Genomic DNA, 25,219 nt, shown 5'->3' with positions numbered 1-25,219 from the left:
CTATAATCGCAAACCGTGCTACTTAAAATCATAAAATGAGGAGACGATAAACATGAACAAAAAAACAAAAGCACTATCATCCATACTGCTCGGATTCACATTAGCATTAACAGGTTGTGCTGGCACTAAAGCCGAAGAAAATCATAGTAAACCAAAACAAGAACAAACTGCTAAAGAAACAAAAAAGGAAAATAAGTTAACGAAAGGGCAAAAAATGGCTAACATCCTTAGCGATACAAATTGGCAAGGCACACGAGTGTTAGACAAAGATAAAAATGATTTAACAAAAGAGAATGCAAACTTCATTGGTCTTGCAAAATATGATGCGAAATCAGGAAGATACGAATTCTTTGATGCTAAAACAGGTGCAAGTCGTGGCGATAAAGGAACTTTCTTTGTCACAAATGATGGGAAGAAGAGAGTATTAATTTCAGAATCAATGAAGTATCAAGCTGTTGTTGACATGACAAAACTAAATAAAAATGTATTTACTTATAAAAGAATGGGGAAAGATGCTAACGGTAAAGATGTAGAAGTCTTCATTGAACATGTTCCATATAAAGAAAAAGAACTTTCTTTCACTGATCCGGACAAGCAACTGAACTCTACTACAGGAGATATTGTTAAAAATGTTGATGGAGATAAAATTTTAGGTGGTACCCTTTGGCACGGAACAAAAGTATTAGATGAAGCTGGTAACGATGTAACACAGTTTAATTCTAATTTTATAAGCTTAGCAAAATTTGATGACAAGTCTAATAAATATGAGTTCTTCAATAGCGAAACAGGTCAAAGCCGCGGTGATTATGGCTACTTCGATGTTGTACATGAAAATAAAATAAGAGCCCATGTTTCAATTGGAAATAACAAATATGGTGCCGCTCTTGAACTTACTGAACTGAATAATAATAAATTTACGTATAAAAGAACTGGTAAAGATCAAGCTGGTAAAGACATCACTGTATTCGTTGAACATGAACCTTATAAAGGTGATATGAAACCACAATTTAGCTTTTAAAAACATTTTATTACAAATCCTGTACTGAGCTACAGGGTTTTTCAAGGCAAAATTATTTATAACTCCCTAAAAAAAGCCTTACTACACATAAATTGCAGTAAGGCTCTGACTATTTAAGATAAACATTAAACGACTTCATTATCTCTATACAAATAAGGCTTAGCAAATAATGTTACCATCCCCTCCAAGGAAAAGAAACCTTATTTCAACTTTCCTATTGATAAGTTAACACGATAATTCCCGTATTTTAATAGCCGCCCTAGAAAGTTATCTAAGTCTTCATTGGAAGCAAAATGTATTTTTAATAAATAACACCCCTCACCACTTACACGGTGTACCTCAGAAATCCCTTCTTCTCCTTGAAAGAAATTCATAAACTCTTGATGATTAGCTGTTGTTACAAACAAAGTAACAAATGCAGTCACTACTTGTCCTAATTTGATTCGGTTTATTGCAATTGTATATTGTTCAATAATTCCTAGATCCTCTAATCTCCGAATTCGATTTCCTACAGCCTGCCCTGTCATATGTATTTTCTGACCAAGTTCTTTCCATTGTATTCTCGAGTTTTCTCCTAATAATTTCAGTATCTCAAAATCTGTTTGATCAATGATATAAACCAATCCTTTCACCGTGAAAGTAGAAAGCCCGAAAGTGTTTCGCCAACTTATTCTGCTTATCGATACAATTCACTATACTTAGTTTATCCTCTTACATCACATTATTTATCAGGTATATTCACTTATAACATAGAGGACACATCAAAAAAATAAATCTAGATTTAAAGGAGGTTACAAATATGTTATTACAAGAAATTCTATCGTTCAATGAACAATTTGTAGAAAATAAGGAATACGCTCCTCGTGAAGCAACAAAAATGCCTAAAAAACGTATGGTTGTTGTTTCTTGCATGGATGCTCGTTTAATTGAGCTACTCCCAAAAGCTTTAGATATACACGACGGTGATGCAAAAGTTATCAGAAATGCAGGTGGTAAAATTACTTCTCCTTTCGATAGTGTTATGCAAAGTGTTGTAGCGTCAGTATACGATTTAAATGCAGATGAAATCTTCCTTATTGGACACCATAGATGTGGTGCGAGCCAAACGAATCCAAAAGGAACACTTCAAAAAATATTAGATCGTGGAGTAGCTTCACCAGAAATTTTATCAGCAATTAAATATGCTGGTGTTGACCTTGAAAAATGGCTATTTGGATTCGATGATATCTGCGATTCGACTCAAGCTAATGTTGATTTAGTAAGAAATCATCCACTTATTCCAAAAGATGTTCCTGTACATGGTTTAGTTATTGATCCTCACACAGGTAAATTAGATTTAGTAGTCGATGGATATAAAAAATTAAATGGTATGAAACATTAATCATTACTTAAATGAAGGGAAGTTATTAAATATGAATAGATAAGAAGCTACGCAAAAAATTATGGAAGCAAAAATCGCAAGAGGTTTAACATGGGAAGAAATCTCAAAAGTAAGTGAAAACTCTGAGACTTGGGTTGTAACAGCATTATTAGGACAAGCTACAATGACACGTCCGGAAGCAGAAAAAATCGGTAAACTATTAGAATTAGATGAAGAAGTAGTTCAAGCATTAACAGTAGTTCCACTTAGAGGGCAAGTAATGCAAATGCCTCCTACTGATCCAATCTTATATCGACTATACGAAATGATGTTACAATACGCACCAACTCTTAGAGAATTAATCTTAGAAAAAGCCGGCGAAGGTGTAATGAGTGCAATTAACTTCAACCTCGGTGTGGATACACAAGAAGATCCACAAGGTGGCGACCCTCGTATCGTCATTACACTTAACGGGAAATTCTTACCGTTCCGTACATGGTAATTAACCAAAAATTCATCTATATAATTAAAATAATTTTATAGATTTACAAAATCCATCCTTTTTAATCTAAATGTATAGAAAGGATGGATCTTTACTATGAGATTCTTTTTCGATAAAGGAGAATAACATGAATAAAAAATACTCTAATGCGAGCTTTAGCATTCTACAGTGGTTTGTTTTTTTATTAGCAAATGCAATTGCATTGCCTATCATTATTGGTGGCATATTTCATTTATCAATAGAAGATATTTCAACATTAATGCAGCGAACTTTTTTAGTTGTCGGAGTAAGTTCATTTATACAAGCGTGGTTTGGACATCGTTATCCCATTGCGGATGGGCCAGCCGGTTCATGGGTAAGTATATTTGTCATATTGGGACAAGTCGCTATGCATCAGGGACAAAGTGCAAAAGACGTGTTGCAACTTTTAGAAGGCGGGTTAATTATTGCAGGTATATTACTCTTCATTCTTGGTATAACAGGGCTTGTACATCGAATTCTACGTTTATTTACACCTTTGGTTACAGGAACTTTTCTTTTAATCTTAGCACTTCAGCTTAGTGGTGTGTTACTAAAAGGAATGATGGGGTTACAAGGGGCTGCAACTCATCCTGATTATACAACAGCAACTATTGCACTCTTTGTTTTTGCCATGATTACCTTCTTATCAATTAAAGGGAAAGGATGGATGAAAAGTTACGCTGTATTACTTGGCATTTCAATTGGTTGGCTTTTGTATGCTTTATTAGGAAAGTCGTCTCATATGCCTTCATACACACCGCTAGTTAAGTTACCACAGATATTCGCTTGGGGCATGCCTAGATTCGATATTGGAATGACTCTAACTGCAACTTTATTTACATTTCTTTTAGTTGCAAATACAATTGCTGCTGTTTCAGCTGTAAAACAAGTGGCTCCGTTATCTAAAGAAAATGAAAGGCAAACACTGAACCGTGGTGTATGGATCGGAGGTATATCACATATTATCTCGTCGTTGTTCTCTACAATTGGAATTGTACCATTACCTGCATCAGCAGGATTTATTCAACTAACGGGACAAAGAAAAGTGAAGTCGTTCCTTATAGCAAGTCTTATATTAGCAGGTATTTCTTTTATCCCCTCAATTGTAAGCTTTATATCCTTGCTTCCAGGCCCGATTGCTAATGCTGCACTTTTAGCAACATTTGTCCAAGTAATAGGCATTTCATTTCAATCCACTTTACGTGAAGAATTAAATCAACGCCGATTAACTATATTGGGAATTACATTATTAATCAGTTTAGGAATAATGTTTCTTCCAGAAAGCGCATTTAGCGGCATTCCTTCTTCTTTACAATATGTTTTAAGTAATGGACTACTCGTAGGTACTATGATTGTTATTTTGTTAGAACAGTTTTGGAAAGAGTAAAATTTACGATTAAGTAAAAAAGCGCCCTACTTACAGGGCGCTTTTTTATACCTAATGACTAATACTAGCAGTTGGGTATAATGTTGTTCCTCCAATTGAAACTTTTATTTCATTTGTTAATGGAACATTTTGTTCATTAATAATTGTTCTCCACCATTCCCATGCAAGACCCGTACATTCTCTAGCTACAATTTTTATATTTTTGGAATTTGGCGGAAGAGGAATTACTGTAGAGTAATGAGCCGTTTTGTCCCTGCCGCTACCATCCCATATTTTATGTGTTAGTACCTCTTTTCCATTTTGATCAAATGTGAATTCATCCCAAGATACATCAAATTGAGCAACGTAAGCACCGTAATGATCAAGTGTCATTTTAGCACTTGAATATTCTGTAGTTGTCGTCTCAATATAATCTGTATTGTTATGAACAGCAGCAGTTGCATTATCTTTTAAGAAAGTACTTGTATATGAAATTGGATATGCTGGATTTTTAAGACTTAATTCAGCATTATCTTTAATGATATTTCGGATTTCATTGAAATCTTTAGTAACAACCTTGTTATGCTCTTTCGCATCTCCGCCTAATACTACAGCAGTAAAGGTACTTTCTTCAAAAATATCTTTATACTGTCCACTCGTTTCGACGCTGTTATTCTTAAGTAAGGCTTTAAAAGCAGCTTGTACATCTTTACTCTTAGATGTTGTTTCTAATTTTACATAAACAGTTCTACCATAAGCTACATTTGAAACCATAACAGGTGGAGCCGAATTACTTACACCTTTACGAGTTAACTCACCAAAAGTAACACTATTATCAAAAAGATCGGATGGATTGTTAGGTAGTTCAGCACTTACGGTATAAAATATTTGCTTATATGCCGCTACCATCACTTTTTTCTCTCCATTTGCAACCGCATTAAAATCGATGTTTAGACTGTTATCGAGATATTTAGCGTTAACGTTAAGGGCACTTGCGATTTGTGATTTACTATAAACCATAGATTCTGTATACTGCATTCTTGCAGGTAACGTATGTGTTGCGGAATACTTTTCATTCCAAGTAGATACTAAATCATCTACTGCTCCAGCCACATTACCATATGTCGGATTTTGGACAGTGATTGTATTTTCTTTTCTCATGCCAGGTAAATCTATACTAATATTCAAAGGCTTTCTCTTAGCCACTAATAAACTCGGTTGATTGTCTGCAAAAGCTTTATTTGCAAGTTGTACCGCTCCTGGATACGTACGATTCACCACAGAATCAATAATCGAAATATCGACTGGTGAAGTTGTAAGTGATTTTTTCTCGCGTTCCACTACTACAAATTTACCATTTGAATTGATACTTTCTTTCGGAACAAAACTCTCCACCTTATCACCATTTACAGCTAAAACCTCTTGATTATTATATTTAAGATTTGCTATACCAGTATCAATGCCACTAGCATTTTTGATTACATCAGTTGCATTACCTACTTGTGTTTCTGCGAAGGAAATAGATGAATAATTAATAGTGCATAGACTAACTAATAAACATGCAAGGAACTTTCTTCTTTTAGTGTTTTTCTTAATATTCAGAAAAATCACCCCGTTCTTTTTTTTAGTAAGATATGATAATGATTGATAAATGATTGCTAACTAATAAACCTACATAAATGCTTTTAAAAGTTCTTGAATTAACGGGATTACGCCACCTACAAATTTCAAAACAGCCATTGCGATTTCCATATTATTTCCTCCTTTTTTATTGCTACGAAAATGTGATCTATCTTTATGCCCTCATTATAGTGACCCCTTACACTTTTATCAATACACTCTTATATGCAATATTACATACTAAGAACCAAGCTGAATCCTCATAAAAAGTTATACAGAGATAAAGTGAAACTTTAATCAGTGGGGATTTTCTTCATCCCCCACTGATTATTAGCCCTCACCAATCGGACTTTTATGGGCAGCCCGCCCCCCCTAAATTCTTTGCTTTCGCTGAATTTTGAGGTGGGGGTCTTACTGCCCATTAAAGCGGGATAAACTTTTCGTTTCGTAGATATTTGAAAAAGTAAAGCATTCCTTTGCATTTTATGAGTAATTTACAAGTTTATTGTTGGAAGCGTCGCAGGACCGGAAATAATGAAATACCTGTGGGACAGAGTTATCATTGGAAACCGCATAAAAAAAGCTGCTGTCTATAAAATATAGACAGCAGCTTTTTTGCATACTCATTTCGTAATTAATAAACAGCGATTGGCCCATAAGGACCTTTGATAATTTCTATTTTTGTTTCAAAAATATCTGTTAAAAGTGTTGGGTCCATAACCTCTTCTACTGTTCCAAAAGCAGCAATTTGTCCATCTTTCATAGCACAAATTTTATCAGAGTATTTAGCTGCAAAATTTATGTCATGCATAACAGTTAAAATTGTTCTTCCGAATTCATTAGCTGCACGTCTCAAATGCTCCATCATTTGAACAGAACGCGCAACATCGAGATTGTTCAGAGGCTCGTCCAACAGCACGTATTCAGTCTCTTGGCACAATACCATCGCTACATATGCCCTTTGTCTTTGACCACCAGAAAGCTCATCTAAATATCTATTCTCTAAACTAGTTAAATCTAGAAAATCAATATATTTAGAAATGATAACCTCATCTTCTTTAGTTAATCTTCCCTTTGAATAAGGAAAGCGCCCAAATCCAACTAGTTGTCTAATCGTAAGCCTCGTTACAAAATGATTTTCTTGTCGTAATATAGTCAAAACTTTTGCTAAGTCTTTTGATTTGGATTCAGAAACATCCATATTCGCTACTTGAATTTGACCTTCATCCATATCTAAAAGTCTTCCAATCATCAAAAGTGTCGTAGACTTTCCAGCGCCATTTGGTCCAATTAAAGAAGTAAAGCCTGCTTTCGGTATTTCAATATCCAAAGGTCCTATTTTCACCTTATCAGTATAGAACTTTTTAACATTATCGATTTTTATCATAAAGCCCTCTTCCTTAAAACTATAGTTAAGAATATGATTCCACCAAATAATTCAATAATAACTGAAACTACACCTTGAGCATGGAATACATGATACATTAAAAAGTATGCACTCGTCATTATTAAAAATCCTATAGCAAACGCCATTGGGAAAATATATCTATGATCATAAGTTGACGCCGCCTGATAACTCAAAGTTGCTACTAAAAAGCCGTAGAACGTAAGTGGCCCAATTAGAGCGGTTGAGATAGACATTAAAATAGCTACTAACACAAGCGTATAAATTACACTAGGTTGATATTTAACCCCAAAAGAAGTAGCAACATCCTTCCCTAGTGACAAAACATTCAACTTCTTAGAATGAGCAAAAATTAATACCGCTACAATTATGATCATAGGAATTACAATAGGAAAATATGCAGGGTCTGCATGATTAACAGAACCAAATAATCTCGCTTGTAAAATATCAAATTCTGAAGGCGCAAGTAGTTTTCTCATGAAAGTTGACACAGAATTTAGCCCGGTACCAATAATAATTCCAACTAAAAGCATAAGTTGTAAATTCCCGTATTTACCGGAAAGTAACCATCCATAAAGTATCAAACTCATGAAGACCATCACAACAACTTGAAATAAAAATGATCCAATTCCATTAAAGTTTATTAATGCACTAGCACCAAAGAAGAATATTGTACTCGTTTGAATTGCTGAATAAAGTGATTCGAAACCTAAAAGTGAAGGAGTAATAATCTTATTATTCGTAATAGATTGGAAAGCAACTGTCGATAAGCTATGGCAAACTGCCGCAATAATCATTGCAACAATAGCTACTATCCTTCTCTGAACAACTGGGATAAAAGAAGGTGAATCTATCGGAACTGGGTTGTTATAAACTAAAAGTCCATATGAAGAAAGGAGACCTAAAGCAATCAATGCTATGAGTAAAATCCAATAACGTCTTGCTTCCTTCTTAGAACGAAAAGCACTAGCTGATCTACTTGCATTATGAAGGCTAGAATCGATTTCGACATTTTCTTTATTTTTATATTCTAATGTGATCATCGCAGCCTCCTTGGTTTTCTTTGTCTCAATAGAATAGTAATAAACACGACCGCTCCCACTGTTGCAAGTATTAAAGAAACAGGGACTTCAAAAGGCTTTATTATTGTTCGAGAAATGATGTCACAGGCAGTTATTGTCCCCATTCCAATCACACAAACCCAAGGTAAATTACTTCTAAGATCATCACCTCTAAACATGGAAACAATATTTGGCACAATTAATCCCAAGAAAGGTAAGTGTCCAATAACAGCTGCAACAATTCCAACTGCAACAGAGATAAGAGCAGTCCCAAAAAGAACAATTCTATTGTAATTAACGCCAAGGCTTGTTGCGACATCTTCTCCTAGTCCAGCTAAAGTCAATCTATTCGCATACATAAAAATAAGCAAAGTAATGATAACAATCAGCCATAAATATTCATACCTTCCCACCTGAATGTTAGCAAATGAACCTACAAACCAAGTTTCAATACTTTGCGTCATTTGAAAAAGGAGTCCCAAAAAAGTAGACACTGCAGAAATAACTGCTCCAAGCATCAATCCAATAATCGGAACAATTAAAGATGAGCGAAGCTTAACTCTTCTTAAAAATAGAAAGAAAATCATAGTTCCTATAAAAGAAAAAATGATTGCACCCGTCATTCTTTGAACTAAAGTTGGGGCAGGAAATAGTAAATACACAAAAAGCAGGCCTAAGCCTGACCATTCAATCGTCCCCGTTGTAGTAGGTTCAACAAAGCGATTCTGTGTAATGAGTTGCATGACGAGCCCTGCCATCGCCATTGCAGCTCCAGTAAGCATTAATGCAACTGTTCTCGGAACACGAGTGATGAAAAACATCTCCATTCCGTCCTCTTGTCCACGTATATCATAAACTCCAGTAAACAGTGATATAATCCCTAAAATTATAACAACTATAACCGCTATTATAAAAGGTTTTGTCCATATTTTATTGTGATTATAAAACTGGGGTTGAGAAATATTCTCAACCCTAGAAATCATATTTTTTGACACTGCTTCGTACCCCTTTACACTACTTAGCTAAAGTTTTTGCAAGATTTCCAAATAACTCTACATAAGTCTGAATTGATTCATTTGTGTAAGTATCTTCTGGTGCATAAACAACTTGTTGTTTAGAAACAGCAGTTGTGTTTTGAAGAGCTGGTGATTTAGAAATAACATCCTTAGCAGGTGTTGACTTAGCTGCATCAGATGTTGCAGCATCACGATCTAATACGAAAAGCCAATCAGGATTTGTTTGTGCAATAGCTTCAACAGAAACGTCATCACCTTTATGACCTGCAGTAGAATTAGACACTTCTAATGCTGGAGTCCAACCGAAAATTTCATACATTGGTCCCCAAACACGACCAGAATGTGGAGCAGCAAAACCAATATTCCCACCAGTAACGATAACACTCATAACTTTATCTTTTCCGTTATAAGCAGATTTTGCTTTTTCAATAGATTTATCAAAATCAGCTACTAATTGTTTAGCTTCTTTATCTTTAGCAAAGATTTTTCCTAAAGTAGTTGTAGAATCTTTAAGTCCTTTTACTAAGTTTTCTCCAGGCTTAGTAGCCTTCTCAGAAACATCAAAATTAAGATCAATAACAGCTGCATTTGGCACTAATTTTTTGATTTCTTCGTAATGATCAGCAAATCTTTGACCAACGATTACAAGTTCAGGGTTTGCCGCTGCAATAATTTCAAGATTTGGTTCGCGGTGATTCCCGATATTTTTAACTGAATCATCTTTTTTATATGCTGAATCCGCAGGCATGATATCCTTTGGAGCAGCCGCTAATTTAATTCCCCAATCAGCTAGAGTTTCAAAAGTTCTATTATCTAAAGCAACTACATTCTTTGGATTTACAGGGACTTTAACAGTTCCATGAGCATCAGTGATTTCAACCGTTTTTGGCTTATCACTACTATCACCTTTATTAGCTTTCGAAGTTTCCTTACCTGAATCTGAGCAAGCTACTAACATTAAAGTGAAAATTGCTAGAATACTTACTAATTTTAAAAGCATAGTTTTTTTCATACGTATACTCCTTATTATGTAATTTAGTTCGAAAATGATGACGTCATAGATTGAATTAGATAGTAACTTTCATGTATCTAAATTGCTATTGATAATCATTTTCATTTAAACATCCTGTAAATAAGTATAGTCATTAATTCTGTGAAAATCTTGTGAATGGTGTGAATTCATAAAATCAAGTATAAAAAGTAATATGTGCGTTCTGGACTGTTGATTAACCTTCATTAAATACTGTCTCAACGAATGCGAGAGAGAGTCCTCCCTTACAAAATACGCGCAGTAATAGCTAATATTTCACAGAAACTACTTTATTATCTTATTTTTATCATTCAACCATTGAATAGCCTCTGCCATGTATCGTTTGAATATATCTGTCTTTCTTCTCGCACTTTAGCTTTTTTCTTACATACCCAATATATAAGTCTACGACATTCGGATTTACTACTACGTCATATCCCCAAACCTGGTTCAAAAGCATTTCACGGCTTAATATTGTATTTTTATTCTTAATTAAAAATACAAGTAAATCGTACTCGCGCTTCGTAAGCGAGAGATTTTTGCCACCTTTTTTCACAATATTGCTAGATGCATCAACAAAGAGATCTTTAAATTGAAAAAAGTTTATCTCATTTTGCTGGATACAGTCAGTTCTTCTTAAAATCGCTTGAACCCTTGCTACTAATTCTTCTTTTACAAATGGTTTTCTAATATAATCATCTGCTCCTGCTTGCAACCCTGCTATGCAATCCTTGCTAGAAATGTTATCAGTCACAATAATGATTGGTGTCGTTTTAACAAGTCGTATTTGTCTGCAAATTTCTGGTCCCGATATACTTAATGAATCCCAATCCAATATGATAATATCCCAATCTTGTTCATATATTATATTTAAACCTTGGTTTTCATTGTGAAGTTTTAAAATGAAAGAGCCTTCTTGCGTTAGACCGCTTACGATTTTCTTTGCAAAAGACCGCTCATTCTTAATTACTAACACCTGCCTCACCGATGGTTCACCTCTACTTCAATATAACTTAGTTAGATAAAAAATTATCTCAAAAAAATAATTTAAGATTTATAAATATCAAATTCCTAAAAAAGCCATTATAACAGCTTATTAGGAGAACTCTATATAATCTTACAATAGATACGAATAGAAACACAAAAGATATGAAGATTTAAATATATATTATTTAATCATTAAGGGCAGTTACAGTATTTAGCGGCTTATCAGCAATAACTATTCCTTCAGTTTAAGTTTCAAGGGTAACGCCCCTCCTCTATCAACTTAAGCATTTTATAAAACCACAAAACAAAAAGAACCATAACCCAGCCAACCTGGCAAAGTTATGGTTCATATCATACAAAATAAAAAACCACCAAACAGTTATGTATTGGTGGAGACGGTGGGAGTCGAACCCACGTCCAAAAATATCGGCACTTAAGCTTCTACGAGTGTAGTCGATATATTAGCATTTCGCGAACTCTTCGGCCTATCGACAGGCTTCCAAGTTGCTAGTCTGATTGTTCTCTTCCTTCGCCCTCAGACGACGAACTCCGGCGTAGTCCACTTAGTTTGAGTCCCTTACCCTACCACATGGACGATGGAGGGAGGAACCTTTAGTGCAATTAAGCAGCTAAAGAAAGATTGTTTTGTTTGCCAATTATAGGCTTTGACGTTTTAACGAGGCCGATCCCCTCGACTCGCAACCTAAGCTCGAACTATCCCTGTCGAATCCGTAACGTCCCCATGATAAAAATGGAGCATACGAAGAAAATATCGTGATAGCTACTAAGAGCTGTTTTTCAATGTGCAACAATCTTACATAAGTTATTATATCATACGCGCGCCGTTTTACAAATGTAAATATCTGTATTACATCTTTTGACGATCACGGAACGCGCGGGCAATTTCACGTTTTGCTTCTTTCTCTTTTAAATCGTTACGCTTATCATATTGCTTTTTACCTTTTGCTAAACCAAGTGCCATTTTCGCGAATCCATTTTTTAAATAAATTCTAACTGGAACTAACGCATAGCCTGTTTCTTTGGAAGCACCCGTTAACTTCTCAATTTCTTTTTTATGAAGAAGTAACTTTCTCGTGCGAAGCGGATCATGATTGAAACGATTGCCTTGCTCATATGTACTAATATGCATATTATGAACCCATACTTCACCATTATGTACACGTGCAAACGCATCTTTCAAGTTCACGCGTCCAGCGCGAATCGACTTAATTTCCGTTCCTTGAAGGACAAGCCCTGCCTCGTATGTTTCTTCGATGAAATAATCATGAAATGCTTTTTTATTTTGTGCAATAATCTTACCTGTACCCTTTGGCATATAACGTCCCTCCTCTATTTTTACTATTGTAACAAATGTTAATAAAAAGCGAAAGTGGCTCGCTCAGAATCTTTGAACATTGGAACTCCCGACAGAGAAGCGCTTTTTGCTTCGTCCGAGGGCGTGAAATGGCCAATAGATTCTAGCCACTGTAGCTGGATTACAACAAAAAGCGAAAGTGGCTCGCTCAGAATCCTTGGACATTGGAACTCCCGACAGAGAAGCGCTTTTTGCTTCGTCCGAGGGCGTGAAATGGCCAATAGATTCTAGCCACTGTAGCTGGATTACAATAAAAAGCGAAAGTGGCTCGCTCTCAAGCCACCAAGAAAAAAGAAAAAGCCTCGCTTTTCATCAAAGCGAAGCTTTCCTTTTCTTACTTACGCTTTTTCTTTTTCTTCTTGAATCCTGGTACGTTTTCGAAGAATGCTTTTTTCTTCTTGCCGTTACCATCTTTTTTCCCTGGCTGGCTAGCGGATGCTGATGCTGATGCTGATCCTCTTCCTTTTCCTGTGCCTTTTCCTTTGCCACCACGGTCAAATTTTCTACCTGTACCACGTTCTCCGCCGCGCTCATTACTGCGCTCGCTACGTCCACCGCGTTTCTTTCTGCCTGTTCTTGGCTGTTCGATCACGACTGGGCGATCTTTGAACTTACGACGAGGTGTACCTTTCATGCCAACGATTTCAAAGTCGATTGCACGCTCGTCTTTGTTTACGTTAATAACGCGAATTGTAATTTCGTCTCCGATGCGGAATACGTTACCTGTACGTTCTCCGATCATTGCGAAATGTTTCTCGTCATAACGGTAGTAATCATCCGTTAAGTAGCTAACATGTACAAGACCTTCAATTGTATTTGGAAGCTCTACGAATAAACCGAAGTTTGTTACAGAGCTAATCATACCGTCATACTCTTCGCCGATCTTATCAACCATATACTCTGCTTTTTTCATTTCGTCTGTTTCACGTTCTGCTTCAACAGCACGGCGTTCCATATTAGAAGAATGCTCTGCTATCTCAGGTAAGTTTTCACGCCATTTTGCTTGTGTTTCATGGTCGACTTTACCGTTAATGATATATTCACGAATTAATCTATGAACAATCGTATCTGGGTAACGACGAATTGGCGATGTGAAATGCGTGTAGAACTCAGTTGATAAACCGAAATGCCCTAAGCTATCCGCATCGTAACGCGCTTGTTTCATTGAACGAAGCATTACCGTTGAAATAACTACTTCTTCCGGCTGTCCTTGAACCATTTCAAGAATTTGTTGCAGCGCACGAGGATGTATTTCATTCGCACGTCCTTTTACTGCATATCCGAAGTTCGTTACAAACTCGAAGAAACGCTCAAGCTTATCTTCTTTCGGATCTTCATGGACACGGTACATGAATGGTACGTTCATCCAGTGGAAGTGCTCTGCTACTGTTTCGTTCGCAACAAGCATAAATTCTTCAATTAACTTCTCTGATACAGAACGATCACGCATAACAACGTCTGTCGGTTTTCCTTCTTCATCCACTAATACTTTCGCTTCTTTAAAGTCAAAGTCGATTGCACCGCGGCGCATACGTTTTTCGCGTAAAATTTGTGCTAATTGCCCCATCTCTTTAAACATCGGTACAAGCGGCTCATAGCGCTTAATTAATTCTTCGTCCTCATCTTCTAAAATGCTTCTTACGTCAGCATACGTCATACGCTCTGTCGTTTTAATTACACTTTGGAAAATCTCGTGTTTTACAACATCACCTAAGTTGTTAATTTCCATTTCACAAGATAATGTCAGGCGGTCTACTTTCGGGTTTAACGAACAAATACCGTTAGATAGACGATGTGGAATCATCGGAATTACACGGTCAACAAGATAGACGCTCGTCGCTCTTTCCGCTGCTTCTACATCAATTGGAGAACCTTCTTGAACGTAATGACTTACATCCGCAATATGAACGCCAAGTTTGTAATTACCGTTCTCAAGCTTCGTTACTGTAACAGCGTCATCTAAATCTTTCGCGTCTGCACCGTCAATCGTTACGATCATTTGGTCACGCAGGTCACGACGATCTTTTAAATCTTCTTCTGAAATCGTTTCTGGTACACTGTTTGCATGCTCCATCACTTCTTCAGGAAATGCTAAAGGTAAATGATGTTTATGAATAACAGATAAAATATCTACTCCTGGATCATTTTTATGACCTAGAATTTGAATAACTTCACCTTCTGCACTTAAACGATTCTCTGGATAGCTCGTAATTTTCACAACTACTTTATGGCCTTCTACAGCACCCATTGATGCACTTTTCAAGATAAAGATATCACTCGTCCAGCGCTTATTGTCAGGTATAACAAATCCAAAGTTTTTCGATTCTGTATATGTACCAACTAGTTCTTTCGTGCCGCGTTCTAAAATACGTACAATTGAACCTTCTTGACGCGAACCGCTCGATTGGGAACTAAGGCGTGCTAATACAGTATCGCCATGAAGTGCACCGTTTAGCTCTGTAGGCGGGATGAAAAGATCATCGTCTCCCGTCTTCTTCTCATCAGGTACAACGAATGCAAAGCCACGTGCATGTCCAATTAACTTACCACGTACTAAATTCATTTTTTCAGGAAGACCGTAACGATTGCTACGTGTACGGATAACAAGTCCCTTCTCTTCCATCATTACAAGTGCCTTTACAAAATCTTTAAAGCCCTCAGAGCCTTCAATTCCAAATGCCTCTTCTAACTCTTGTATCGTCAGCGGTTTATACGCTTCTTCTCTCATAAATAATAACAACTTATCAATATGTTCTTGTGTGATTTCTTCCAAGCAAAAATACCTCCTTTAAAACCTTATATTATTTAGTGTATCCGAAAGATAGGGGATGTATAAAGCGAAACTTCAATACTCCCCTTATGATTTTTACAGTTTTCACAAAAAATTCCTTATGAAAAAAAGAGGCAACTAGATCTTACCAATCTAGTTGCTCCAAGAAGTTATATACATCCTCATGTAGCTCGTCACGTTGCTTATCAAGTGTAATGACATGCGTAGAGTCTTCATACCATTTAATGTCTTTTAACGTAGATTCTACACCGTTATAAATAATGTTAGCACTATCTGTATTAATCATTTCATCATGACGTGCTTGTACAACAAATGTTGGTGCATAAATCATATCCACATTGTTACGTACGTCAGCAATTAATTGTTGTAATGCTTTTAATGTATTCATCGGTGTCTGTTGGAATTCCAACATTTCTTGTTCGATTTGCTCTGGTGATTTTTGCTCACGCTTTTTATATTCGCGGGCGTATGCCAATATACCTTGGTACATCGTTTCTTCACTCTTAATATACATTGGTGCACACATTGGTACTACACCTAAAACCGGTACTGTATAACCTAATTTCAAAGAAAATACGCCGCCAAGTGATAATCCAACAACAGCAATTTTCTCAAAGCCTTTATCTTTTAAAAGCTGATATGCCTCTGTTACATCTTGCCACCAGTCTTCAGGACCTGTATGAACAAGCTCTTCTGGTGGTACACCGTGCCCTTTATAAATTGGCGCATGACAAGTGTAGCCTTTCTTCTCTAAGAAACGCCCTAACATACGTACATCAGCTGAGTTTCCTGTGAAACCATGTAGTAATAAAACAGCGCGGTCTCCACCCTCAAATGTAAATGGTTTCGGAGATGCTAATTTCATCATGTACTTCTCCTCTTTCTCTTCTGTAATCTAGTCGTATTCTTTCTATATCTTAGTGTACCATATTTATATTTCTATAATCTAATTAGAAACATCTTTCAAATGGCAAAATAAAAAAAGAAGAACCATTAGTACAACTTACTAACGCTTCTTCTTTCAATTCTATAAATTTAAGTACGTAACAGCAATTGTTAATACAAAGAATAAAACCGCTAAAACAATTGTAATACGGTTTAATACTGCTTCAATTCCACGTGCTTTTTGCTTACCAAATAATTGCTCTGCACCGCCTGAAATTGCACCTGAAAGGCCTGAGCTATTACTAGACTGCATAAGTACCATAACAATCATTAAAATCGATACAATAATAAGTAAAACGGATAATAACGTATGCACTTGGCGTACCTCCTACAAAGATTCAGTTATTTTAACTGTAGCATAAATTCTATAGAAAAGCGAGAGCTATAGAGTCGCTCTCGCTTTTCTTCTATTACATAAACATCATTGCAAATAACGGTCCGAGCAAACATGTCAAAATTGCTGTTAATGTCATTGTTACCGATCCAATAACACCTTCATGTTCATTATTTTTCATCGCTCTCATAACACCCATAATATGAGAAGCACATCCAAACCCGATACCTTTACCAACTGAGTTTGTAACACGGCTCCATTTTAATAAAAGCGGGCCGGTAATCGTTCCAGTAATCCCTGCGATAACAACGAACGCTGCTGTTAATGACGGTACACCACCAACTTGCTCTGAAACACTCATTGCAACTGGCATTGTCACCGATTTTGGTAAAGAAGATAAAATTAAGCTTTTATCTGTCCCCATAAGTGATGCTATGGCAAAATCACTCGCAATGGCAACTGTTGTACCTACTAATACGCCACCAGCAATCGGTACAACATACTTTTGAAGAACGTGACGTTGTTTATAAAGAGGAATTGCAAAGGCTACAACACCGGGTCCGAGCAATTTTGCAATCCAGCCGCCACCACTTTCCATATAATGTTGATATGGTATATCAAGCATGATAAATAAGAAAGCCATTAATCCTGTTGCTACAAGCATTGGAATGGTGAATGGTGTTGGAAATAATTGATAGATTTTTTTAGACAATTGGTATAATAGCAACGTAAAAAGAACCCAACCAATTCCGATTAATATTTGGCTCATCGCGACTCTCTTTCCTTTCTATTCGCAAGATATTGTCCTGTATGTCCTGCGACAATAATAATTAAAAATGTACTCGCTACAATTGTAATGAAAAGAGAAATTCCTTTACTCATAAAAAAAGCACCGTAATTCATTAGGCCAAGCGTTGGCGGAATTAATAAAAACGGCATAATAGCAACGAGTGTTTCTGCTCCTAAATCGAACCATTTCACTGGAAGAACTTTTAGGCTAAGTAAAACAAGTAAGAGGAACATTCCAATCAGACTTCCTGGAATCGGAATATTTAACATTTCTTGTACCCAAGTTCCAACCATATAAAAGACGTAAAGAGCAGCAATTTGGACAAGAATCTTTGTAAATTTCATGTTCATCATCCCTCATGTTTATACGATCTTCTCTTAATATCTTTATCATAGTATAAATTGTAAAAAGCTGCAATTTATCAACTTGACAGCAAAAACAGCCTATGTTAGACGCTTACAACCTTGATATGACTGGATTTCTGCGCAGAAATTAAGTCAAAAACCTTGACCTAATATAAAAAGTTTTTATTTTCTGAATTTATAAGGTTGTTATTTCAATAAAATAATCTTTTTATCCTTAAGCTTACATATATATGAATAAGATAGGTGGTGAACATATGCCCAAAAAAGTTCTTATTTTTTGTGATCCTGGGATTGATGATGCGATGGCCCTCCTCTTAGCATTCTTTATCAATGAAATAGAAATCATCGGCATTGTTGCTGATTACGGCAATGTTCCAAAAGAAATGGCCGTACAAAATGCTCATTTTCTTAAGCACGAAACAAAAAATAGAAATATTAAAGTATTTGGTGGTTCAGAACAACCGCTTACTGGTGCCCCTCCTGCTTTCTTTACGAATGTACACGGGAAACAAGGGCTCGGGCCAATTATTCCAAAGGAGAATGTCACTAACGGAGAAATGGAGAATTTTTTTGAAGTTATCCCTCTTATTGAGCAATATAAAGATGAATTAATCATTGTAAGTTTAGGAAGACTTACCTCACTCGCCATTTTATTCATCCTATGTAAACAGCTAATGAAGCAAATTAAATCTTACTATGTAATGGGCGGTGCCTTTTTACACCCTGGTAATGTTACACCTATTTCCGAAGCAAACTTTTATGGCGATCCTACTGCTGCTAATATAGTCCTTCAATCCACAGCTAACATGTATATATACCCGTTAAACGTCACTCAATATTCTGTCATTACACCAGAAATGGCTGAATACATTGAAGCAAAAGGAAAAGCCCCACTTGTCAAACCGTTATTCGATCATTATTACTATGGATATTATAAAAATGCCCTACCAGATTTAAAAGGAAGCCCCTTTCATGACACAATACCAATACTCGCTTTACTTGATAACTCTATGTTTACGTATCATAAATCACCTATCGCTGTCATGACGGAATCCTATGCACAAGGAGCAAGCATTGGAGAATTTCGTTCTTTAGGAGAATCTAAACCATTTACTGATTGGCCGAGTCATCAAATCGCAATTGATTTTGATTATAACCGTTTCTTTAAACATTTCATGTCACTTATGACGGGTGAGCAATTTTAACATAAAAAAACAGACCGTGATTTCTCACGGTCTGTCGTTATTTTCTACAATTATCGTTTGATGTTGTAGAAAGATTTGATACCATCGTAAACAGCGATTTCGCCTAGTTCGTCTTCGATGCGTAATAATTGGTTGTACTTAGCAATACGGTCAGTACGGCTCATAGAACCAGTTTTGATTTGGCCAGCGTTAGTTGCAACTGCGATGTCAGCGATTGTAGCATCTTCAGTTTCACCAGAACGGTGAGATACAACTGCTGTGTAACCAGCACGTTTAGCCATTTCGATAGCTTCGAAAGTCTCAGTTAAAGTACCGATTTGGTTAACTTTAATTAAGATTGAGTTAGAGATACCTTTTTCGATACCTTCAGCAAGTTTTTGCGTGTTAGTTACGAATAAGTCGTCACCAACTAATTGTACTTTATCACCGATACGCTCAGTTAATAATTTGTGACCATCCCAGTCGTTTTCGTCTAAACCATCTTCGATAGAGATGATTGGGAAGTCTTTGCAAAGCTCTTCGTAGAAATCAACCATTTCTGCAGAAGTTAAGCCAGTACGGCCTTCGCCTGCAAGGTCATATTTACCAGTTTCTTTGTTGTAGAACTCAGAAGAAGCAACGTCCATTCCTAAGAATACGTTCTCGCCAGCTTTGTAACCAGCTTTTTCGATAGCTTCGATGATTACTTCTAATGCTTCACGGTTAGAACCAAGGTTTGGAGCGAATCCACCTTCGTCACCTACTGCAGTGTTAAGACCTTTGTCATGTAATACAGCTTTAAGTGCATGGAATACTTCAGCACCCATACGGATTGATTCTTTGAATGTTGGAGCACCAACTGGTAAGATCATGAACTCTTGGAAGTCTACGTTGTTATCAGCGTGAGAACCACCGTTGATGATGTTCATCATTGGAGTTGGTAATTGTTTTGCATTGAATCCACCAAGGTAACGGTATAATGGAAGACCTACGAAGTCAGCTGCTGCGTGAGCTACTGCCATAGATACACCAAGAATAGCGTTAGCGCCTAGTTTACCTTTGTTTGGAGTGCCATCTAATTCGATCATAGCACGGTCGATACCAGCTTGGTCAGTTACGTCGAAACCAACGATTTCTGGAGCGATTGCTTCATTAACGTTGTTTACTGCATTTAGAACACCTTTACCAAGGTAACGAGATTTGTCACCGTCACGTAATTCTACTGCTTCGTGCTCACCAGTAGATGCACCACTTGGTACGATAGCGCGTCCGAAAGCGCCGCTTTCTGTGTAAACTTCTACTTCTACAGTTGGGTTACCACGAGAGTCAAGGACTTCGCGAGCATAAACATCAATAATTGTTGACATAATAAATTCTCTCCTTTTTATATAAGCAAATTATTTAATAATTGTTTTACCTGTCATTTCTTTCGGTTGTTCCACATTTAAAAGTGTAAGCATTGTTGGGGCGATATCTCCTAAAATACCACCTTCACGAAGCTCTACGTCATTTTTTGTAACGATGAAAGGAACCGGGTTAGTTGTATGAGCTGTCATTGGTCCACCATCAGCAGTTAACTCCTGATCAGCATTACCATGGTCAGCAGTAATAAGTGCTACACCATCTTTTGCAAGAATCGCTTCTACAACTTTTCCTAAACATTCGTCAGTTGCTTCTACTGCTTTAATTGTTGGTTCCATCATCCCAGAATGGCCAACCATATCACAGTTCGCAAAGTTAAGAATGATAACATCATGTTTATCATTTTCGATTTCATTTACTAAAGCGTCCGTTACTTCGTAAATGCTCATTTCAGGCTTCAAGTCATACGTTGCAACCTTCGGTGAGTTAATTAAGATACGCTCTTCTCCTGGGAATTCAGCCTCACGACCACCGCTAAAGAAGAATGTAACGTGCGGATACTTTTCAGTTTCCGCGATACGAAGTTGCTTTAATCCCGCTTGCGCAACAACTTCACCTAATGTGTTATCAAGATTCATTGGCTTGAATGCCACGTAACCATCTACAGTTTCACTGAAATGTGTCATACAAACGAATTCAGGAATGTGAGGTACTTTTTCACCACGATCGAACTCACGGAAGTCTTCGTTTGTAAATACACGAGCAATTTGAATTGCACGGTCTGGACGGAAGTTATAGAAGATAACTGCATCATCATCATTGATTGTTGCAACTGGCGTGTTATCTTCGTTAACAATTACAGACGGCAATACGAATTCATCGTAGATACCATTTGCATAAGAGTCTTCTACACACTCTTCTGCTGATTTATAAGTAGGGCCTTCACCATTCACCATAGCACTGTAACATTTTTCTACGCGATCCCAACGCTTGTCACGGTCCATAGAGTAATAACGACCAGAGATAGTCGCGAATTGTCCTACTCCTGTTTCTTTAATTACTTCATTTGTTGCATCGATATAACCTTTTGCTGTTTGTGGTCCAACATCGCGGCCATCTAAGAATGCATGGATATAAACTTTCTCCACGCCTTCTTTTGCTGCTAAGCGAAGAAGAGCAAACATATGGTTCATGTGACTGTGCACACCACCGTCAGAAAGTAAACCGAATAAATGAAGAGCAGTACCTTTTTCTTTTACGCTTTTAATTGCATTTTGGAACGTTTCGTTCTGATCGAACTCACCTTCACGAATTGCAACGTTTACGCGTGTTAAGCTTTGATATACAATGCGGCCAGCACCGATATTTAAGTGACCAACCTCAGAGTTACCCATTTGACCTTCTGGAAGCCCCACTTCCTCACCACAAGCTGTAAGCGTTGTGTGAGGGAATTTGTTCCAGTAACCATCAAAATTAGGTTTCTTAGCTTGTGCTACAGCATTCCCGTGAGTTTCTTCACGTAGTCCGAAACCATCAAGAATGATTAAAGCTGTTGGCTTTCTCATTTTACCGCCCCCAGAAGACCTAAGAACGAAGCAGGCTCTAAGCTAGCACCGCCAACTAAAGCGCCGTCGATGTCAGATTGTGCCATATACTCTTTAATGTTTTCTGGTTTTACGCTACCGCCGTATTGAATACGAACAGCTTCTGCAGCTTCTGTAGAAACAGCTTCTGCAACAACTTTACGGATGTGCGCACATACTTCGTTTGCATCTGCAGAAGAAGAAGATTTACCTGTACCGATAGCCCAGATTGGCTCATAAGCGATAACAGTTGCTTTAACTTGCTCTTCTGTTAAACCTGCAAGTGCTTTTGTTACTTGACCTGCTACTAGATCAAATGTTTTTCCGCTTTCGCGCTCTTCTAAAGTCTCACCACAACATACGATTGGTGTTAAACCATGTTCAAATGCTGCAAGAGTCTTTTTGTTTACTGACTCATCTGTTTCAGCAAACATTTCACGACGCTCAGAGTGGCCAAGTACTACATAGCCTACTTTTAAGTCGCTAAGTGCTACTGGGCTAATTTCGCCAGTGAATGCACCATTTTTTTCGAAGTGCATGTTTTGTGCACCTACTTGTAAGTCAGTTCCTTCAGTTGCCGCTACTAAGCGCTCTAAGAATAGAGCTGGAGAGCAAACTACTGCATCAACAGCAGAAGCTGCTGGGATTTGACCTTTAACTTCCTCTACGAAGCTAACTGCTTCAGATAGAGTTTTATTCATTTTCCAGTTACCTGCGATAATTGGTTTACGCATGCTTTGCACCGTCCTTTTCCTTTGGCTGCTACTTATTTGTCGTTAAGACAAACTACACCTGGAAGCTCTTTACCTTCCATGAATTCTAATGACGCACCGCCGCCAGTAGAAATGTGGCTCATTTTATCAGCCATACCGAATTTTTCAACAGCTGCTGCAGAGTCACCACCGCCGATAACAGAGTATGTACCTTCTGCATCTGCTAATGCTTGTCCTACTGCTTTTGTACCTTGTGAGAATGGAGTCATTTCGAATACACCCATTGGTCCATTCCATACAACAAGCTTAGAATTTTTAATTACATCTGCATAAATTTCACGTGTTTTAGGACCGATGTCCACGCCTTCCCAGTTAGAAGGAATAGAGTCGATACCAACGATTTGAGTTGTTGCAGTTTCAGAGAATTCCTCTGTGATTACAACATCAACTGGCATGTAGAAGTTTACGCCTTTTTCTTTTGCAAGTTGCATAAATTCTTTAGCTAGTTCGATCTTGTCGTCTTCACATAGAGATAGACCAATTTCATGACCTAAAGCTTTAACGAATGTATAAGCAAGTCCGCCACCGATGATTAAGTTATCTACTTTGTCTAATAGATGACGAATTACACCGATTTTATCTTTTACTTTCGCACCACCGATGATAGCTGTGAATGGACGTTCTGGGTTAGAAAGTGCTTTTCCAAGTACATCTAACTCTTTTTCCATTAATAAACCAGATACTGCTGGTAGGTAGTCTGCGATACCTGCTGTAGAAGCGTGAGCACGGTGAGCTGCACCGAATGCATCGTTTACGAAGATATCAGCAAGAGCTGCAAATTCTTTCGCAAGTTCTGCATCGTTCTTTTCTTCGCCCGCATAGAAACGTACGTTTTCAAGAACTAATACGTCGCCTTCGTTCATTGCTGCAACCATTTCTTGTGCAACTGGTCCGAATGCTTCGTCTGCTTTTTTAACATCTTTACCAAGAAGCTCGCCTAAACGTGCTGCTACTGGAGTAAGACGTAATTCTTCTACTGCTTGACCTTTTGGACGGCCTAAATGACTTGCTAAAATAACTTTTGCACCTTGCTCTACTAAATATTGAATTGTAGGAAGAGCTGCACGGATACGAGTTTCATCTGTAATTTTGCCTTCTTTCATAGGTACGTTGAAATCAACGCGGCAAAATACACGCTTGCCTTTTAAATCTACATCACGAATTGATTTTTTGTTCATTGGATTTCCCTCCGACTACTAGTTAGGATTGACAAAACCCACTCAAAAGCTTAACACATTTGCTTTTAAAACGAAAGAAGAGAGAGAGGGAACAAACCCTCTCCCTCGTTTTGTCATTGATTACTTATATAATTAAGAATTAAAGACCTTTAGAAGTCATGTATGCTGCTAAGTCTACTACACGGTTAGAGAAACCAGTTTCGTTATCGTACCAAGAAAGTACTTTAACCATGTTACCTTCCATTACCATTGTAGATAATGCATCGATTGTAGAAGAAGCTGTACATCCGTTATAGTCGATAGATACTAATGGCTCTTCGCTGTATCCAAGGATACCTTTTAATTCGCCTTCAGCTGCTGCTTTGAATGCTGCGTTTACATCTTCAACTGTTACTTCTTTGTCAAGTTCAACAACTAAGTCAACTAGAGAAACGTTAGCAGTTGGAACACGTACAGCGCCACCGTTTAATTTACCTTTAAGTTCTGGTAATACTAATGCTACAGCTTTAGCTGCACCAGTAGATGTTGGAATCATGTTTTCAGCTGCTGCACGAGCACGACGTAAATCTTTGTGTGGTAAGTCTAAGATTTGTTGGTCGTTAGTGTAAGAGTGAATTGTTGTCATCATTCCGCGTTTGATGCCGAATTTTTCGTTTAATACTTTAGCGAATGGAGCTAAGCAGTTTGTAGTACAAGAAGCATTAGATACTACGTTGTGGCTAGCTGCATCATATTGTTCGTGGTTAACACCCATAACTATAGTGATATCTTCGTCAGAAGCTGGAGCTGAGATGATAACTTTCTTAACTGATCCACCTAAGTGTTTTTCAGCGTCTGCTTTTTTAGTGAAACGGCCAGTAGATTCTACTACTACTTCTACTCCGTAGTCGCTCCATGTAATTTGAGCTGGGTCACGCTCAACGATAACTTTAATTTCTTTACCGTTAACAATGATGCTGTTTTCGTTAGCAGATACTTCTGCATTTAAAGTTCCGTGAACTGTGTCATATTTTAAAAGGTGAGCTAATGTTTTAGCATCTGTTAAGTCGTTGATTGCTACTACTTCTACCTCTGGGTTGTTAAGTGCTACGCGGAATACGTTACGTCCGATACGTCCAAATCCATTAATACCAATTTTAGTCATTTGAATTTC

At 37.3% G+C, this 25,219-nt stretch carries 23 protein-coding genes and 1 other RNA gene; 5 read left to right on the top strand and 19 right to left on the bottom strand.

Annotated features, from left to right (window positions below; all coding sequences use genetic code 11):
* The first annotated feature begins 52 nt into the window (after window positions 1–52).
* Complete coding sequence (locus ACXVYO_RS02590) at window positions 53–1,018, top strand: DUF4822 domain-containing protein (RefSeq protein WP_458465949.1); 966 nt, start codon at window positions 53–55, stop codon at window positions 1,016–1,018.
* A 200-nt stretch (window positions 1,019–1,218) separates the two neighbouring features.
* Here the strand turns inward: ACXVYO_RS02590 and ACXVYO_RS02585 are convergent, their stop codons facing one another.
* Complete coding sequence (locus tag ACXVYO_RS02585) at window positions 1,219–1,650, bottom strand: Lrp/AsnC family transcriptional regulator (RefSeq protein ID WP_458465948.1); 432 nt, start codon at window positions 1,648–1,650, stop codon at window positions 1,219–1,221.
* A 167-nt stretch (window positions 1,651–1,817) separates the two neighbouring features.
* Here ACXVYO_RS02585 and ACXVYO_RS02580 point away from each other — a divergent pair, with 167 nt between their 5' ends.
* The 3 genes from ACXVYO_RS02580 to ACXVYO_RS02570 all read left to right on the top strand — a co-directional run bounded on the left by ACXVYO_RS02580 (window position 1,818) and on the right by ACXVYO_RS02570 (window position 4,288).
* Window positions 1,818–2,399 (top strand): beta-class carbonic anhydrase, encoded by a 582-nt coding sequence (locus tag ACXVYO_RS02580; RefSeq protein WP_458465947.1) that lies wholly within the window; start codon window positions 1,818–1,820, stop codon window positions 2,397–2,399.
* Window positions 2,400–2,457: 58 nt separating this feature from the next.
* Window positions 2,458–2,880 carry a cyanase gene (gene cynS / locus ACXVYO_RS02575; protein ID WP_458466036.1) on the top strand — a complete coding sequence of 141 codons (423 nt, stop codon included), beginning with the start codon at window positions 2,458–2,460 and terminating at the stop codon, window positions 2,878–2,880.
* 127 nt (window positions 2,881–3,007) lie between these two features.
* Window positions 3,008–4,288, top strand: a complete 1,281-nt coding sequence (locus tag ACXVYO_RS02570; protein ID WP_458465946.1) for a purine/pyrimidine permease — start codon at window positions 3,008–3,010, stop codon at window positions 4,286–4,288.
* Between the two features lie 51 nt (window positions 4,289–4,339).
* Here ACXVYO_RS02570 and alo read toward each other — a convergent pair whose 3' ends face one another.
* The 13 genes from alo to ACXVYO_RS02505 all read right to left on the bottom strand — a co-directional run bounded on the left by alo (window position 4,340) and on the right by ACXVYO_RS02505 (window position 17,965).
* Window positions 4,340–5,878, bottom strand: coding sequence for an anthrolysin O/cereolysin O family cholesterol-dependent cytolysin Alo (gene alo / locus ACXVYO_RS02565; RefSeq protein WP_458465945.1), 1,539 nt, complete (start codon window positions 5,876–5,878; stop codon window positions 4,340–4,342).
* A gap of 643 nt (window positions 5,879–6,521) precedes the next feature.
* Window positions 6,522–7,274, bottom strand: a complete 753-nt coding sequence (locus ACXVYO_RS02560; protein WP_458465944.1) for an iron ABC transporter ATP-binding protein — start codon at window positions 7,272–7,274, stop codon at window positions 6,522–6,524.
* Window positions 7,271–8,335, bottom strand: a complete 1,065-nt coding sequence (locus ACXVYO_RS02555) for an iron chelate uptake ABC transporter family permease subunit (RefSeq protein ID WP_166702690.1) — start codon at window positions 8,333–8,335, stop codon at window positions 7,271–7,273. The genes ACXVYO_RS02560 and ACXVYO_RS02555 overlap by 4 nt, the downstream gene beginning before the upstream one ends.
* On the bottom strand, window positions 8,332–9,348 hold the full coding sequence (locus tag ACXVYO_RS02550; RefSeq protein WP_061679285.1) for an ABC transporter permease: 1,017 nt from the start codon (window positions 9,346–9,348) through the stop codon (window positions 8,332–8,334). The genes ACXVYO_RS02555 and ACXVYO_RS02550 overlap by 4 nt, the downstream gene beginning before the upstream one ends.
* Before the next feature lie 19 nt (window positions 9,349–9,367).
* Window positions 9,368–10,381 carry a siderophore ABC transporter substrate-binding protein gene (locus ACXVYO_RS02545; RefSeq protein ID WP_458465943.1) on the bottom strand — a complete coding sequence of 338 codons (1,014 nt, stop codon included), beginning with the start codon at window positions 10,379–10,381 and terminating at the stop codon, window positions 9,368–9,370.
* A gap of 325 nt (window positions 10,382–10,706) precedes the next feature.
* The gene (locus tag ACXVYO_RS02540; RefSeq protein WP_458465942.1) at window positions 10,707–11,384 is read right to left on the bottom strand and encodes a response regulator transcription factor; all 678 of its coding nucleotides are present in this window, start codon (window positions 11,382–11,384) and stop codon (window positions 10,707–10,709) included.
* Window positions 11,385–11,773: 389 nt separating this feature from the next.
* Window positions 11,774–12,128, bottom strand: a transfer-messenger RNA (tmRNA) gene (gene ssrA, locus ACXVYO_RS02535).
* A 126-nt stretch (window positions 12,129–12,254) separates the two neighbouring features.
* A complete protein-coding gene (gene smpB, locus ACXVYO_RS02530) occupies window positions 12,255–12,722 on the bottom strand; it encodes an SsrA-binding protein (RefSeq protein ID WP_458465941.1) in 468 nt (155 codons plus the stop codon).
* A gap of 373 nt (window positions 12,723–13,095) precedes the next feature.
* A complete protein-coding gene (rnr, locus tag ACXVYO_RS02525) occupies window positions 13,096–15,534 on the bottom strand; it encodes a ribonuclease R (RefSeq protein WP_458465940.1) in 2,439 nt (812 codons plus the stop codon).
* 142 nt (window positions 15,535–15,676) lie between these two features.
* Window positions 15,677–16,417, bottom strand: coding sequence for a carboxylesterase (gene estA / locus ACXVYO_RS02520; RefSeq protein ID WP_162937161.1), 741 nt, complete (start codon window positions 16,415–16,417; stop codon window positions 15,677–15,679).
* 162 nt (window positions 16,418–16,579) lie between these two features.
* Window positions 16,580–16,813 carry a preprotein translocase subunit SecG gene (gene secG, locus ACXVYO_RS02515; protein ID WP_000557263.1) on the bottom strand — a complete coding sequence of 78 codons (234 nt, stop codon included), beginning with the start codon at window positions 16,811–16,813 and terminating at the stop codon, window positions 16,580–16,582.
* Between the two features lie 94 nt (window positions 16,814–16,907).
* Complete coding sequence (locus ACXVYO_RS02510) at window positions 16,908–17,600, bottom strand: LrgB family protein (RefSeq protein ID WP_458465939.1); 693 nt, start codon at window positions 17,598–17,600, stop codon at window positions 16,908–16,910.
* Window positions 17,597–17,965 (bottom strand): CidA/LrgA family holin-like protein, encoded by a 369-nt coding sequence (locus ACXVYO_RS02505; RefSeq protein ID WP_000673220.1) that lies wholly within the window; start codon window positions 17,963–17,965, stop codon window positions 17,597–17,599. Before ACXVYO_RS02505 ends, ACXVYO_RS02510 begins: the two co-directional genes overlap by 4 nt.
* 275 nt (window positions 17,966–18,240) lie before the next feature.
* Here ACXVYO_RS02505 and ACXVYO_RS02500 point away from each other — a divergent pair, with 275 nt between their 5' ends.
* Entirely contained in the window at window positions 18,241–19,191 is a 951-nt protein-coding gene (locus ACXVYO_RS02500; protein WP_458465938.1) for a nucleoside hydrolase, read from the top strand.
* A 50-nt stretch (window positions 19,192–19,241) separates the two neighbouring features.
* On the opposite strand, the gene eno is transcribed toward ACXVYO_RS02500, so the two are convergent.
* The 5 genes from eno to gap all read right to left on the bottom strand — a co-directional run bounded on the left by eno (window position 19,242) and on the right by gap (window position 25,210).
* Window positions 19,242–20,537, bottom strand: a complete 1,296-nt coding sequence (gene eno / locus ACXVYO_RS02495) for a phosphopyruvate hydratase (RefSeq protein ID WP_000103948.1) — start codon at window positions 20,535–20,537, stop codon at window positions 19,242–19,244.
* A gap of 30 nt (window positions 20,538–20,567) precedes the next feature.
* A complete protein-coding gene (gene gpmI / locus ACXVYO_RS02490) occupies window positions 20,568–22,097 on the bottom strand; it encodes a 2,3-bisphosphoglycerate-independent phosphoglycerate mutase (RefSeq protein WP_001231145.1) in 1,530 nt (509 codons plus the stop codon).
* Entirely contained in the window at window positions 22,094–22,849 is a 756-nt protein-coding gene (gene tpiA / locus ACXVYO_RS02485; protein ID WP_001231043.1) for a triose-phosphate isomerase, read from the bottom strand. The genes gpmI and tpiA overlap by 4 nt, the downstream gene beginning before the upstream one ends.
* A 32-nt stretch (window positions 22,850–22,881) precedes the next feature.
* On the bottom strand, window positions 22,882–24,066 hold the full coding sequence (locus ACXVYO_RS02480) for a phosphoglycerate kinase (protein WP_458465937.1): 1,185 nt from the start codon (window positions 24,064–24,066) through the stop codon (window positions 22,882–22,884).
* 139 nt (window positions 24,067–24,205) lie between these two features.
* On the bottom strand, window positions 24,206–25,210 hold the full coding sequence (gene gap, locus ACXVYO_RS02475) for a type I glyceraldehyde-3-phosphate dehydrogenase (RefSeq protein ID WP_427284618.1): 1,005 nt from the start codon (window positions 25,208–25,210) through the stop codon (window positions 24,206–24,208).
* Window positions 25,211–25,219: the final 9 nt, after the last annotated feature.

Source organism: Bacillus sp. BC08 (assembly GCF_054326875.1).
This window is presented reverse-complemented; position numbering and strand designations above follow the sequence as displayed.

Coding starts and splice junctions, on each gene's coding strand:
- gpmI (WP_001231145.1), bottom strand. CDS start 22,097: ATGAGAAAGCCAACAGCTTTAATCATTCTTGATGGTTTCGGACTACGT.
- estA (WP_162937161.1), bottom strand. CDS start 16,417: ATGAAATTAGCATCTCCGAAACCATTTACATTTGAGGGTGGAGACCGC.
- ACXVYO_RS02570 (WP_458465946.1), top strand. CDS start 3,008: ATGAATAAAAAATACTCTAATGCGAGCTTTAGCATTCTACAGTGGTTT.
- smpB (WP_458465941.1), bottom strand. CDS start 12,722: ATGCCAAAGGGTACAGGTAAGATTATTGCACAAAATAAAAAAGCATTT.
- ACXVYO_RS02510 (WP_458465939.1), bottom strand. CDS start 17,600: ATGAGCCAAATATTAATCGGAATTGGTTGGGTTCTTTTTACGTTGCTA.
- tpiA (WP_001231043.1), bottom strand. CDS start 22,849: ATGCGTAAACCAATTATCGCAGGTAACTGGAAAATGAATAAAACTCTA.
- ACXVYO_RS02500 (WP_458465938.1), top strand. CDS start 18,241: ATGCCCAAAAAAGTTCTTATTTTTTGTGATCCTGGGATTGATGATGCG.
- ACXVYO_RS02590 (WP_458465949.1), top strand. CDS start 53: ATGAACAAAAAAACAAAAGCACTATCATCCATACTGCTCGGATTCACA.
- ACXVYO_RS02560 (WP_458465944.1), bottom strand. CDS start 7,274: ATGATAAAAATCGATAATGTTAAAAAGTTCTATACTGATAAGGTGAAA.
- ACXVYO_RS02555 (WP_166702690.1), bottom strand. CDS start 8,335: ATGATCACATTAGAATATAAAAATAAAGAAAATGTCGAAATCGATTCT.
- ACXVYO_RS02480 (WP_458465937.1), bottom strand. CDS start 24,066: ATGAACAAAAAATCAATTCGTGATGTAGATTTAAAAGGCAAGCGTGTA.
- eno (WP_000103948.1), bottom strand. CDS start 20,537: ATGTCAACAATTATTGATGTTTATGCTCGCGAAGTCCTTGACTCTCGT.
- ACXVYO_RS02545 (WP_458465943.1), bottom strand. CDS start 10,381: ATGAAAAAAACTATGCTTTTAAAATTAGTAAGTATTCTAGCAATTTTC.
- ACXVYO_RS02505 (WP_000673220.1), bottom strand. CDS start 17,965: ATGAAATTTACAAAGATTCTTGTCCAAATTGCTGCTCTTTACGTCTTT.
- gap (WP_427284618.1), bottom strand. CDS start 25,210: ATGACTAAAATTGGTATTAATGGATTTGGACGTATCGGACGTAACGTA.
- ACXVYO_RS02580 (WP_458465947.1), top strand. CDS start 1,818: ATGTTATTACAAGAAATTCTATCGTTCAATGAACAATTTGTAGAAAAT.